General features: G+C 71.3%; 9 protein-coding genes. All 9 read left to right on the top strand.

All coding sequences use genetic code 11. The annotated features are described in order from the left end of the window. The first annotated feature begins 17 nt into the window (after positions 1-17). The 9 genes from AB0K00_RS02245 to AB0K00_RS02205 all read left to right on the top strand — a co-directional run bounded on the left by AB0K00_RS02245 (position 18) and on the right by AB0K00_RS02205 (position 13,665). The gene (locus tag AB0K00_RS02245) at positions 18-641 is read left to right on the top strand and encodes a helix-turn-helix domain-containing protein (RefSeq protein ID WP_363513901.1); all 624 of its coding nucleotides are present in this window, start codon (positions 18-20) and stop codon (positions 639-641) included. A gap of 79 nt (positions 642-720) precedes the next feature. After that, the gene (locus AB0K00_RS02240) at positions 721-2,073 is read left to right on the top strand and encodes a biotin carboxylase N-terminal domain-containing protein (RefSeq protein ID WP_363513898.1); all 1,353 of its coding nucleotides are present in this window, start codon (positions 721-723) and stop codon (positions 2,071-2,073) included. Beyond that, positions 2,070-2,963 (top strand): hydroxymethylglutaryl-CoA lyase, encoded by an 894-nt coding sequence (locus AB0K00_RS02235; protein WP_363513895.1) that lies wholly within the window; start codon positions 2,070-2,072, stop codon positions 2,961-2,963. The genes AB0K00_RS02240 and AB0K00_RS02235 overlap by 4 nt, the downstream gene beginning before the upstream one ends. Before the next feature lie 135 nt (positions 2,964-3,098). Then, complete coding sequence (locus AB0K00_RS02230; protein ID WP_363513893.1) at positions 3,099-4,106, top strand: hypothetical protein; 1,008 nt, start codon at positions 3,099-3,101, stop codon at positions 4,104-4,106. A gap of 233 nt (positions 4,107-4,339) precedes the next feature. Further along, positions 4,340-6,037, top strand: coding sequence for a chaplin family protein (locus AB0K00_RS02225; protein ID WP_363513890.1), 1,698 nt, complete (start codon positions 4,340-4,342; stop codon positions 6,035-6,037). Between the two features lie 166 nt (positions 6,038-6,203). Beyond that, positions 6,204-7,706: an acyl-CoA carboxylase subunit beta gene (locus tag AB0K00_RS02220; protein ID WP_363513887.1), complete on the top strand. Its 1,503-nt coding sequence runs from the start codon at positions 6,204-6,206 to the stop codon at positions 7,704-7,706. Between the two features lie 13 nt (positions 7,707-7,719). After that, the gene (locus tag AB0K00_RS02215) at positions 7,720-8,877 is read left to right on the top strand and encodes an acyl-CoA dehydrogenase family protein (RefSeq protein WP_363513884.1); all 1,158 of its coding nucleotides are present in this window, start codon (positions 7,720-7,722) and stop codon (positions 8,875-8,877) included. 68 nt (positions 8,878-8,945) lie between these two features. After that, positions 8,946-11,249 (top strand): MMPL family transporter, encoded by a 2,304-nt coding sequence (locus AB0K00_RS02210; protein WP_363513881.1) that lies wholly within the window; start codon positions 8,946-8,948, stop codon positions 11,247-11,249. Between the two features lie 64 nt (positions 11,250-11,313). Continuing rightward, positions 11,314-13,665 (top strand): helix-turn-helix domain-containing protein, encoded by a 2,352-nt coding sequence (locus AB0K00_RS02205; protein ID WP_363513878.1) that lies wholly within the window; start codon positions 11,314-11,316, stop codon positions 13,663-13,665. Positions 13,666-13,707: the final 42 nt, after the last annotated feature.

Below are 13,707 nucleotides of genomic sequence, written 5' to 3'. Positions count from 1 at the left end.
AAGGTTAGGCTTTGCCCATGACGCTGGAACAATCGGCCGTCCGCCCTCCCGCGCAGAGCCGTGGCGCCGGCCCCGCCGGACAACGCCGCCGCTCACGACGCGAGGAGATCCTCGAGATCGCTGTGGGCCTGTTCGCGACCCGCGGCTACCACGGCGTGTCGATGGACGACATCGGTGCGGCCGCCGGCGTGACCGGTCCGGCGCTCTATCACCACTTCGCCGGCAAGGAAGCGATGCTGGCGGCCGCCCTCATCCCGGTCAGCGAGCAGCTGCTCGCCGGCGGGCAAGCCCGCATCGCCGAGTCGTCCGGCGACGCGGCCGCGGCCCTGGTCGCGCTGGTCGACTTCCACGTCGAGTTCGCCCTGGCCAACCCGGCGGTCATCGCCCTGCACCTGCACGAGCTCGACCGCCTGCCCGAAGACCCGCGGCGGCAGATCCGCCGCCTCCAGCGGCTCTATGTCGAGGAGTGGGTCAGCACGCTCACCGTGCTGCGCGCCGAGCTGGACGCCGGCGAGGCCCGGGTCCTCGCGCACGCCGCCTTCGGTCTCATGAACTCCACGCCGTTCCTCGGCGGCGAGGTCGACCGGGTCCGGCGCGCGGAACTGCTCCGCGCGGCGACACTCTCCGCGCTCCAGGGATGACCCTCCGGGTGACCCCACAGGGTTATCCACAACCTGGCCACGTTCAAACCCACAGAGTTATCCACAGGAGACGCTCCGCATGCTGAGTTCTCTGCTCGTCGCCAACCGCGGAGAGATCGCCCGACGGATCATCCGCACGGCGCGCAGGCTGGGGATCCGCACCATTGCGGTGTATTCCGAGGCCGACGCCGGGCTGCCGTTCGCCGGCGAGGCCGACGAGGCGGTGCTGATCGGCCCGGCCAACCCCGCCCAGTCGTATCGCAACACCGAGGCGATCCTGGCCGCGGCCAAGTCGACCGGCGCGGAGGCCATCCACCCCGGCTACGGCTTCCTGTCGGAGAACGCCGCCTTCGCCGCCACCGTCGTCGAGCACGGCCTCATCTGGGTCGGTCCCGGTCCCGCGGCCATCACCGCGATGGGCGACAAGATCAACGCGCGGAATCTCATGGCCGCCGCCGGGGTGCCGGTCGCGCCGGGCACCACCGACCCCGCCGCCACGGTCGACGACGCCCTCGCCGCCGCGACCGGCATCGGCTTCCCCGTGATGGTGAAGGCCGCCGCCGGCGGCGGTGGCATGGGCATGGCCGTCGCCGCCGACGAGGCCGGCCTGCGCACCGAATACGAGAAGGTCCGCGGCTTCGCCGAGCGGATGTTCGGCGACGGCTCGGTGCTCATCGAGCGGTATTTCCCCCGGGTCCGCCACATCGAGGTGCAGATCCTCGGCCTCGCCGACGGCCGGGTCGTCGCCCTCGGCGAGCGTGAGTGCTCGGTGCAGCGCCGCAACCAGAAGCTGGTCGAGGAGACGCCGTCACCGGCCCTCGACGCCCGGCAGCGCGCCGACCTGCTCGCCGCCGCCGTCCGGGCCGGCCAGGCGGTCGACTACCGCAACGCCGGCACCGTCGAGTGCCTGTTCGACCCGACGTCCGGGCAGTTCTTCTTCCTGGAGATGAACACCCGGCTGCAGGTCGAGCACCCGGTCACCGAGGCCGTGTTCGGCCTCGACCTGGTCGAGCAGCAGCTGCGGGTCGCCTCCGGCCTCGCGCCGTCCTTCGACCCCGACGCCCTGCGGGTCACCGGTCACGCCATCGAGGTCCGCGTCAACGCCGAGGACCCGAAGCGCTTCCTGCCGGGCCCCGGCGCGATCACGTCGTGGGTCGAGCCGACCGGCGACGGCGTGCGCGTCGACGCCGGGTATGGGCCGGGCAACGTCGTCACGCCCAGCTATGACTCGCTGATGGCGAAGCTCGTCGTCCACGGCGCCGACCGCGCCGACGCCCTCGCCAAGCTGCGGGCCGCGGTCGCCGGGTTCGAGGTCGTCGGGCCGAAGGTCAACCTGCCGTTCTTCGCCGAGCTGCTGGACAACCCCGAGTTCGTCTCCGGCGACTACGACACCGGCATCGTGGGCCGGATGCGCCCGGGAGGTGTGCGTTGAGCTTCATTTCCATCCGCGAGGTCGGACCCCGCGACGGCCTGCAGAACGAGGACCCGGTCCCCGCCGCCGACAAGGTCCGGCTGCTCGACGCGCTGTCGGCGACCGGGGTCGGCCGGATCGAGGCGGTCTCGTTCGTCCATCCGAAGGCCATCCCGCAGATGGCCGACGCCGACGAGGTATGGGCGGCTGCGCAGAAGAGCCCGGCGGTGCGGTATTCCGCGCTGGTGCCCAACTCGCGCGGCGCCGAGCGGGCGCTCAAGGCCGGCTTCGGGGAGATCGAGGTCGTCGTCTCGGCGTCCGAGACGCACAACCAGCGCAACGTCAACCGGTCGACCGGCGAGTCGCTCGACGACATCGCCGGCCTGATCGCGCTGCTGCACGGCGCGGGCGCCACCGCCGAGGTGATCATCTCGACGAGCTTCGGCTGCCCGTTCGAGGGCGACATCGACCCGGCGCGGGTCGCCGGCATCGTCGACCGGGTGATCGCGGACGGCGCGGACCGGGTGTCGTTCGGCGACACGACCGGCATGGCGACGCCCCGCCGGGTGCGGGAGGTGGTCGGGCTCGTCCGCGACCGGCATCCCGACATTCCGCTGCTGCTGCACTTCCACAACACTCGGGGCGCGGCCCTCGCCAACATCCTCACCGCCATGCAGCTGGGGATCACCGAGTTCGACGCGAGCGTCGGCGGGCTGGGCGGGTGCCCGTATGCGCCGGGAGCCACCGGCAACGTCGCCACAGAGGAGGTCGTGCACCTGCTGCACGACATGGGCTACGAGACCGGCGTCGACCTGAAGGCGCTGATCGAGGCGGCCGCGATGGCCCAGGAGATCGTCGGGCGGGAGCTGCCGTCGGGCGTGCTCAAGGCCGGTCCGCGCATCCCTTTCTGACACTCGCTGTCCCACTTGTGCCCGATTCGCCGGGATAGTGGCGTGTCCCCGGCCGGGACGGTTCGTTGCTCAGTACGGAAACAGTCACATGTAGGGCGGACAAGCCCGACATTGAGCCCGTACTGAGAGGCAGCCATGGCCCAGAGGAGCGAGCGCAACCCGCGCACGGCCCACTGTGCCCGGTCTGCGGCCCGATTCGCCGTCAAGGGCCTGGTCGTCGCCGGTTTCGCCGGTGTGGCCTGGCTGCTGTCGGCGTCGGCGGCGCACGCCTCCGACTCGTCGGGCTCCGACGGTTTCACGTCCGGGGTTTCCCTGCTCGCACCGGTGACCAACCTGGTCACCGGGGCCGGCGGCGCAGGGCTCGACCTGCTCGACCTCGGCGCCGGTGGCAACCGTCACGGCGCCACCAGTCGCGACCTTTCTGGCGGCCACATCGGGTCCACCGGTGTGCCCTCCGGCGCGACGCAGCATGAGTCGAAGCGTGACCTGCTCACCGGGACGGTCCTGACCGTCCTGCGACCGGTGACGGGCGCCGTCCTGACCACGACCGACAGGGCAATGGGTCCGACCCAGGACAAGGCGGCCAGCAAAGCCGCCACTCCGACATCCGTCAAGATGTCCCGCTTGACGACGGTGAACGCGTCGAGCGCCACGAACTCACGCACCAAGAGGCCGGCAAAAGCCGGCATCAAGAACGCCCGCATGACGTCTACGCAGGAGCCGGCCGTCCAGGCCGAGCCGGTCGGCGTCGGGTCAACGGGCGACGTCGTAGCCGCGGCGACCGGCACCTCCCGTGCCGGCGTCGACTCGACACGCGTCGCCATGTCACGTGCCCAGGACCAGCTCGACCGGCTTGACGCCGGCGACGCCGCGCACGTGAAGCCGGTCGCGGACCGGACTGAAGCGCAGGGTACGCGCCACGTACCGCTGCTGCCCCGCCCGGCGCCTGTTCCGGCGCCGGCGGTCGGCCTCACCTCGGGAGCCCCGGGCACCGGCTCGGGCCTCACCCACGACGGTGGCGCCGCCGCCACGCTGCCCGCCGCACCGGCCGGCACGAAGGTGCTCACCTTCCGGCTGGACGCGGTCGAAGACGCCGAGCTACGGCTGCTCGCAGCCGAGAAGCCGACAGTCTCACCCGACTGAGGCCGGCCGGCCAGCCGACGCGAAGCGAAGCGGGCCGAGCCGGAGCCAGCCAGGGTCCGTTGACCCGCATCGACCACATCGCGGCATCTCGCAATACCGAACACGCACCATCCGGGCGCACGTCGACAGGGCGGAGCCGGGCAGAGCCTGCCCGCACGCAGGTTCGCGGCTCTGATCCGCGCCCATCAAGCAGCACTGAAGAGAATCACCTACCGAAGGGTCTCACTTTCACCATGAAGACGTGGGTTCGTAAGTCGCTCAACGTGGGCGTGCTTTCCGCGGGCTTCCTGCTCATCTCGGGCGGGGCCGCGCACGCCGACTGGACGACTGGCTACAACGCCGGCCTGCTCAACGGCAATCAGTTCGACACCACCCTCCAGCTGCCGGTCAACGTCTGCGGTAACTCGATCGCGGTGCTCGGCTTCGCCGACGCGTCCTGCGGTGGCGGTGCCGCGGCGATCGACACCGAGAGCGCGACGACCGAGGACTGGACCACCGGGTACAACGCCGGTGTCGCCAACGGCAACCAGTTCGACACCACCCTCCAGGTGCCGGTCAACGTCAGCGGCAACGCTGTCAGCGTCCTGGGCTTCTCGCAGGCGTCCAGCCAGGGCGGCGCGTACGCCGTCAAGGGCGGCATGGCGTCGGACGACAGCCACGGCCGGGGCAACGGTCACGGCCGCGGTCACGGTCACGGCGGCGGCAACGGCGGCGGCGGGAACAACAACGGCGGCTACAACGCCAACAACAACGGTGGCTACGCCGCCGACGCTGACGCCGACGGGGACTACACCGAGAGCGCCGCGAACCGCACCGAGGACTGGACCTCGGGCTATAACGCCGGCCTGCTGAACGGCAACCAGTTCGACACCACCCTCCAGGTGCCGGTCAACCTGAGCGGCAACGCGATCAGCCTGTTCGGCTTCTCCAGCGCGCAGAGCACCGGCGGCGCGTGGGCGGTCAAGGGTGAGAGCGCCTCCACCGAGAGCGCGACCACCGAGGACTGGACCACCGGCTACAACGCGGGTCTGCTCAACGGCAACCAGTTCGACACCACGCTCCAGGCGCCGATCAACGTCTGCGGCAACGCGATCGCGGTGCTCGGCTTCTCCAGCGCCTCCTGCGGCGGCGGCGCGGTTGCCGTCGACGGCGACGGCTGGGGCGGCGACAACGGTGCCGGCAACGGCAACGGTCACGGCCACGGTCACCACGGCAACGGCGGCGGCAACGGCGACTGGGACGACGACTGGGACGACAACGGCAACGGTGGCGGCAACGGCGGCTACGGTGACGACGACGCTGACACCAACGGTGGCTACGGCGACGACGACGCCGACAGCAACGGTGGCTACGGCAACGGCAACCACCACGCCAACCCGGCCGCGTACGGCAACGCCGCGGGCAACGCCAGCAACATGAGCTCGAACGGCGCCTCGGCGTCGCACGGCAAGGCCAAGACCAAGAAGGTTGCCAGCGAGCACGGCCGCGGCAACGGCGCCGGCACCGGCACCGCCAACGACGGTGGCTACGGCAACAGCCACGGCAACAGCAACGGCGGGTACCCGGCCGGCCAGAACAACGGCGGCTACGGCGACAACAACGGTGACGACGACGGTGGCTACAACAACGGCGGCGGCAACGGCGACGGTGACGACGACGGCGGCTGGGGCAACGGCCACCACGGCAACGGTCACCACGGCAACGGCAACGGTCACGGCAACGGGAACGGCAACGGCGGCAACGGCGGCGGCGCCACCGCGGTCAAGAACTCGTGCAGCGACTGGACCACGGGGTACAACGCGGGCCTGCTGAACGGCAACCAGTTCGACACCACGCTGCAGGTTCCGATCAACATCAGCGGCAACGCGATCAGCCTGTTCGGCTTCTCGCAGGCGTCCAGCCAGGGCGGCGCGGTCGCGTACTCCTGCTGACAGCGGTACTGGGGTCCCTCTGATCCGCAGGGGGACCCGGGGCCCTCGCCGGGTATACACCGACCCGTGCCCGACGAAGCCAATTGGTACTTGACCTCCGCTTCGGCTAACCTGAACGATCGTTAGGCATAACGATCGTTCAGGTTGCTGACGCGGAGGTCGCACCATGCTGGAGGGTGTTCGGAAGCGCGTCGAGGCCGGCGGAGCCGAGAAGTATCACGCGGCCAACGCCGCCCGGGGCAAGCTCTTCGCCCGGGAGCGGGTCGCGCTGCTCGTCGACGAGGGCACGTTCGTCGAGGACGGGATCTTCGCCAACGTCATGGCCGAAGGCCTCCCGGCGGACGGCGTCATCACCGGCACCGCGACCGTGGACGGCCGGCCCGTGTGCCTGATGGCCAACGACTCGACGGTCAAGGCCGGCTCCTGGGGCGCCCGCACCGTCGAGAAGATCATCCGGATCATCGAGAAGGCCTACGACACCGGCGTACCGATGATCTATCTGGTCGACTCGGCCGGCGCCCGCATCACCGACCAGGTCGACCTCTTCCCCGGCCGGCGCGGTGCCGGGCGCATCTTCCACACCCAGGTCCGGGCCAGCGGCAGCATCCCGCAGGCCTGCGCCCTGTTCGGCCCGTCGGCCGCCGGCGGCGCCTACATCCCCGCCTTCTGCGACATCGTCGCGATGGTCGAGGGCAACGCCTCGATGTATCTGGGATCCGACCGCATGGTCGAGATGGTCACCGGCGAGAAGACCACCCTCGAGGCCATGGGCGGCGCGAAGGTGCACTGCGCCGAGTCCGGCGTCGGGCACTTCCTGTGCAAGACCGAGGCCGACGCGATCGAGACGGTCCGGCGATACCTGTCATACCTGCCGTCCAACTGGACGCTGCCCGCACCGGTCGCCGCCGCGGCCGACGCCACCGGCCTGCCGGAGATCCCCGCCAGCGAGCGCCAGGCCTTCGACATGCGCCGGTTCGTGAAGGGCCTGGTGGACGAGGGCTCGTTCTTCGAGATCCAGGCGCTGTGGGCGCGCGAGCTCACCACCGGTTTCGCCCGTATCGACGGCAAGCCCGTCGGCGTCGTGGCCAACAACTCGCTGTTCAAGGGCGGGGTGCTCTTCGTCGACTCGGCCGACAAGGCGACCCGGTTCGTCCAGCTCTGCGACGCGTTCAACGTGCCGCTGCTCTTCCTCGCCGACGTGCCCGGCTTCATGGTCGGCTCGGCGGTCGAGAAGCAGGGCATCATCCGGCACGGAGCCAAGATGATCACCGCGATCTCCGAGGCGACCGTGCCCAAGATCTGCGTCGTGGTCCGCAAGGCCTACGGTGCCGGCCTCTACGCGATGGCCGGTCCCGGCTTCGAGCCGGACGCCACCATCGCGCTGCCCACCGCCAAGATCGCCGTCATGGGTGCGGAAGCCGCCGTCAACGCGGTCTACGCCAACAAGATCGCCGCCCTGCCCGACGACGAGACGCGTGCGGCGTTCGTCGCGGAGAAGCGCGCCGAGTATGAGCGCGACATCGACATCATGCGCCTGGCCAGCGAGCTGGTCGTCGACACGGTCGTCGAGCCGGGCGCGCTGCGCGACGAGCTGGCCCGCCGCTTCGCCGCCGCCACTGGGAAGAACCGTCAATTCTCGCGCCGTCGCCACGGCGTAACACCCGTCTGAGAGGCACCCTGTCATGGTCGACTTCACCCTCGGCGAGGATCTCGAAGCTCTCCGCCTCAGCGTCCGCGAGTTCGCCAACGACGTCGTCGCACCCGTCATCGGCGACTACTACGAGCGGCACGCGTTCCCGTATGACATCGTGCGTCAGATGGGCAAGATGGGCCTCTTCGGGCTGCCCTTCCCCGAGGAGCACGGCGGCATGGGCGGCGACTACTTCGCCCTCTGCGTCGCCCTGGAGGAGCTGGCCCGGGTCGACTCCTCGGTCGCCGTCACCCTCGAGGCCGGCATCTCCCTCGGCGCGATGCCGATCTTCCGGTACGGCACCGACGAGCAGAAGGCCCAGTGGCTGCCCCGGCTCATCTCCGGCGAGGCGCTTGCCGCGTTCGGGCTCACCGAGCCGGGCGCCGGCTCCGACGCGGGCGGCACCCAGACCCGCGCGGTGCTCGACGAGGCCACCGGTGAGTGGGTGATCAACGGGTCGAAGGCCTTCATCACCAACTCCGGCACCGACATCACCGTCCTGGTCACCGTCACCGCGGTCACCGGCGTCAACCCGGACGGCAGCAAGGAGCTCTCGGCGATCATCGTGCCGAGCGGCACGCCCGGCTTCACCGTCCAGCCCGGCTACTCCAAGGTCGGCTGGTGCGCCTCCGACACGCACGAGCTGGCCTTCGACGACGTTCGCGTGCCGGCCGCCAACCTGCTCGGCGAGCGCGGCCGGGGATATGCGCAGTTCCTGCGGATCCTCGACGAGGGCCGGGTCGCGTTCGCCGCGCTCGGCGTCGGCCTTGCCCAGGGCTGCGTCGACGAGTCGGTCGCCTACGCCAAGCAGCGCCGCGCGTTCGGCAAGGCGATCGGGGAGTACCAGGCGATCCAGTTCAAGCTCGCCGACATGGAGGCCAGGGCGCACACTGCCCGGCTGGCCTACTACGACGCCGCGTCGCGCCTGGTCCACGGTCGCGAGTTCAAGCGGCAGGCGGCCATCGCAAAGCTGCAGGCCAGCGACGCCGCGGTGACCAACGCCCGCGAGGCGACCCAGGTGCACGGCGGCTACGGCTTCATGAACGAGACCCCCGTCGCCCGCATGTGGCGCGACGCGAAGATCCTCGAGATCGGCGAGGGCACCTCGGAGGTCCAGCGCATGATCATCTCCAGGTCGTTGGGTCTCTAACGAGTTCGTCGGGTCTCCGACGACAAAGGGGATTTCGCTGCGCTCTTCGCACGTGCTTGCATACTGCGATGTTCGCGAAACTGGGCCTGCTCATGCACCGCCACCGTTGGTCCGTGATCGGCGTGTGGCTGGCAGTGACCGTGGCGGGTGCGGTGTTCGGTGGCGGGCTGTTCGACCGGCTCGCCACCACGAGCACCAACCGCGCCGACAGCGAGTCGGCCATCGCCCAGCAGCGCATTGACGAGCTCGCCCCCGAGGGCTCGATGGTCATTGCCGTCATCGAGGGCAAGGACGTCTACGACCCCGGGCTCAACGCCAGCGTCACCAAGGCGAGCCAGGAGATCAAGGGCATGGCCGGGGTCAAGGAGGTCAACGACCTCTACAACGGCCCCGGCGGCCAGATCGGCGCCGACAACCTGAGCTCGACGGTGCGGGTCGAGCTCGACCCGAAGCTGAGCCAGGACGCCCGCGAGCGGCTCGAGGACAAGGTCAAGGCGCGCCTGAAGCTGATCGAGGCGCCGAAGGTCACGGTCGGCGGCACGAAGATCGCCGAGCGGGCGTTCGGTGAGCAGTCGGTGCACGACCTGGCGATCGGCGAGAGCATCGCGCTGGTGGCGCTGCTCGTCGTGCTGGTGCTGATCTTCGGCGGGGTGATCGCCGCCGGGCTGCCCCTCGCGGTCGCGCTCGTCGGGGTGTCCGGCTCGCTGCTGCTCCTGCTCGGTCTCAGCTACGCGACGAAGGTGAGCGAATACTCGCTCAACGTCGTGACCCTTCTCGGCATCGGCCTTGCCGTCGACTACTCCCTGCTCATCGTCGCCCGGTTCCGCGAGGAGCGGCTCCTGCACGAGCCGACCGAGGCGCTCGTCGAGGCGGTCGCGCGGTCCGGCCGGGCGGTCGCGATCTCCGGCATCGCGGTCGCGGCGACCCTCGCGGGGCTGACCGTGTTCGCCGAGCCGCTGCTCGCCGCGGTCGCGCTCGGCGGTGCCGCCGTCGTCGTGCTGGCCACGGTGGCCGCGTTGACGCTGGTACCGGCGCTGCTGTCGCTCGCGAAGGACAGGATCCCGGCGGCCGGCGAAGGGCGGTTCAGCTTCAAGACCGACCTGCTGGCGAGGCTCGCCGCGAAGGCGCAGCAGTCGCCCGGCCCGGTCGCGCTCGGCGTGGTCGTCGGCCTGCTGGTGCTGGCCGCGCCGTTGCTCGGCGCGAACTTCGCCAACTCCGACGCGCGGGCACTGCCGCACAGCAACGAGGCACGCCAGGCCTACGACGCGCTGCAGGAGAAGTTCAACAACGACCACCCCGAAGACGTCGTGGTGCTGGTGCAGGCTGGCCCCGAACGCGCCGACGTCCGCATGTTCATGAACCAGATCAACAACCAGCTCAACGCGCAGGTGTTCCGCCAGGAGGTCCGGCCCGACGTGCCCAAGGGCTGGACGGTGCTCGACCTGACCCCGAAGGGCGAGGTCGGCGGGCAGGAGAGCGTGGAGCTGGTCCGCAAGCTGCGGGCCATGCAGACGCCCTTCCCGAAGTGGGTCACCGGCCCGAGCGCCGAGGTCGTGGACTACCAGGACTCCCTTGCCCGGCGGCTGCCCGTCGCGGCGCTCATCGTCCTGGTGGTGACCATGGTGGTGCTCTTCATGCTCACCGGCTCCGTGGTCATTCCGCTCAAGGCCGTCCTGATGAACCTGCTGACCCTGATCGCCACGCTCGGCGTCCTGGTCGTGGTGTTCCAGTGGGGCTGGGGGCAGTTGCCGCTCTTCTTCGACTCCTGGGGCGGCATCGACCTGACCACGCCGGTGCTGCTGTTCGTGTTCATCTTCGGCCTGTCGATGGACTACGAGGTCTTCCTCCTGGCGCGGATCAAGGAGGAGTACGACCGGCGCCCCGACACCAACCGCGCGGTTCTGCGCGGCATCACGAAGTCCGGCCCGGTCGTGACCGCGGCGGCGATCTGCATCGTCATCGTGTTCCTTGGCTTCACCGTCGGCGGGCTCGTCGCGGTGAAGGAGATCGGCGTCGGCATGACGGTCGCCGTGATCATCGACGTGACGGTGGTCCGCGGGCTGCTGCTGCCGGCGCTGATGACGATGCTCGACAGCTGGAACTGGTGGGCGCCGAAATTCCTCAGCGGCCTGAGCACGGCCCCGGCGGTCGCGGCCGCGCCAGGGAAGAAGAAGCCGGCGAAGCCCAAGGCGCCGGCCGCCGCCTCGACACCGGCGGCCGCTGTGACGCCGCCCGCCGAGGAGTTGACCGTCGAGGTGCCGGCGCTCGCCCGCCAGCGGACCCCGGCCGCCGAGGAACTGACCGTCGAGGTGCCCGCGCTCGACCGGAAGCCGGCCGAGGAGCCGACCCGGCCACCCTCAGGTAACGCATAGATAACCGTCGTAGTTCCGACGCCCGGCTTCTTCGGAACGGCTCCAATTAGTACCCTTCCTCAACATGTCTCCAGTTGCGGATCATGATCCGCGGGGCGCCGGGGCAGGGTTCGCCGCCGCGTTGCGGACCCGCCGCCTGGCCCGGGGACTGACCCAGGAAGAGCTGGCCGGTCGGGCCGGCCTCGGCGTACGCACCCTCCGCGAGCTGGAACGCGGCCGGGTCGCCCGGCCGCAGCGGGGGACCCTCACGCTGCTCGCCGACGCCCTGGATCTCGTCGGCATGGACCGGGAGGAGTTTCTCGCCGGGACCGTCACCCCGGCCCCGACGACGCTGCCGCTGCCCACCGCGCCGGCGCTGATCGGCCGGGACGCCGACGTCGCCGAGCTGCTCGACCTGCTGGAGCGCACCGACCTGGTCGTGCTCGTCGGCCTCGCCGGCGTCGGCAAGACCGGCCTCGCCCACGCGGTCGCGCACGCGGTCACCGGCACCGCGGTCTCGGTGACCATCACCGACGTGTCGCAGCCCAACGACGTGTTCGCCGCGGTCGCCGCCGTCTTCGGCGTCGCCCGCGCGGAGGAGCTGCCCGACCGCCCCTCGCTGCTCGTCCTCGACGGGATCGACCGCTCGCACCGCAGCGCGGTCAAGGCGATCGCCTGGCTGCGCGCCCGGGTGCCGGCGGTCAAGATCCTCGCCACCAGCCGCCGACCCCTCGCCGGCGTGGTGCCCGGCGCCGTCGACTGGCGGGTCGAGCCGCTGGAACTGCCGAGTGCGTTGAGCTCTCCGGATGTGGTACGCCACGTGCCGGCTGTCGCGTTGTTCCTCGACCGGCTCCGGCAGGTCCGCCGCGAACCGGTGCCGGACGCCGAGGTCCCGGCCGTCGCCGAACTGGTCCGGCGGCTCGACGGCCTGCCGCTCGCGATCGAGCTCGCCGCCGCCCGCGGTCGCGTCCTGGAGCTGCCCGAGCTGCTGTCCCGATACGGCAACCGGGTCCTCGACCTCGCCGCCACCGACCCGGACGGCCAGCGGCTGCGCGATGCCGTCGCCGCGAGCTACCACCTGCTGGACGAGCCGGAGCAGGCCGCCCTACGCTGCCTCGCGATGTTCCGGGGCCGCTGGTCGCTCGATCTGGCCGAGGCGCTGCTCGGGTTCAACGCGGAGGCGGTCCTCGACCGTCTCGTCGGGCTCGGCCTGGTCAGCGTCCGCGGCCCGGGCGACCTGCGGTTCCGCCTTCTCGACGTGGTCCGCGACTTCGCCACCGAGCGCTGCGTCGAGCGCGGCGAGCTGCGTGCCGTCCGGCTCAGGCACGCCGACGTCATCACCAGGCTCGCGGTGCGGCTCGCGGCCGACCTCACCGGGCCGGCCAGCGCCGCCGCCGTGTCCCGGCTCGACTACCTCAACAGCGACATCCGCGCGGCCCTGCGGTACGCCTCCGTCCGGGAACCGGCGACGGCGCTGCGCCTCGCCGGTGCGATCCCGCGCTGGTGCCGGCTGCGCGGCCGTGACGTCGAGGCGCACAAGCTGCTCCGGCGGCTGCTCGACGATGCCCGTACCGGCGACTGCGACCCGGTGATCCGGGCAAACGCCCAGGTCGCGGCCGGGATGCTTGCGATGGCGCACGGGCGTGGGGTCGCCGAGCTCTGGCCGACCGAGGCCGCACTCGAGGTGCTCGTCGCCCACGGCGACACGTTCGGGGAGCTCGCCGCCCGGGCGGTCCTGTCGGGCGTCTGGCAGGCGGTCGGCGGCGTCGACGAGTCCCGCCGGCACAGCGAAGCGATGCTCGGCCTGGCCATCCGTACCGGCCGGGTCCGTGAGATCGCAGTCTCGCAGAACAATCTGGCGTGGCACGACATCCGCGCCGGTGACCTGGCCACGGCGGCGCGTCGACTGGTCGCTGCCGGACGCCGCGCCGCGGAGGCCGGCGACGCCCGCATCCAGGCGCTCGCCCAGGCGAACCTGGCCGAGGTCGCCCGGCTGGACGGGCGCTTCGACGAGGCGGTCGATCTCGCCCGCCGCGCCGCCGCCGCGTCCGCGGAGGTCGGCGACCCGACGCACCGGGTCCGTGCGCTGGGCACCCTGGGGCAGGCACTCGCCGAGTCGGGCCGCCTTCCGGAGGCGGCCGACGTCCTGGTCGAGCTCGCGGAGCTGCCCGGCAGCGCCGGCATGTCGGCCATGATCGGCGGCTATCTCGCGCTCGCCCGCGACGACCGGCCGGCGGCGGCGACCGCCTTCGAGGCGGCGGCCAACCTGCTCGCCGGTCGGGACGACATCCGGGATGTCCTGGAGGCACTCACCGGCCTGGCCGCCAGCGCCGAGCCGGCGGACCGGAAGCGCGCGCTGGGTGAGCTGGACGGCATCCGTGCCAGGGGGCGGCTGACGCTCCTACCGCGAGAGCGTGCGCTGCTGTCCGGCGCCTGATCGGTTTTGGGCACGGACGAAGACCCCCCGGGCGCGTGTTGC

The organism is Dactylosporangium sp. NPDC049525 (assembly GCF_040676755.1).
Lineage (GTDB): Bacteria > Actinomycetota > Actinomycetes > Mycobacteriales > Micromonosporaceae > Dactylosporangium.
Note: the sequence above shows the minus strand (reverse complement) of the source record. Positions and strands in the feature narration are given on the sequence as shown.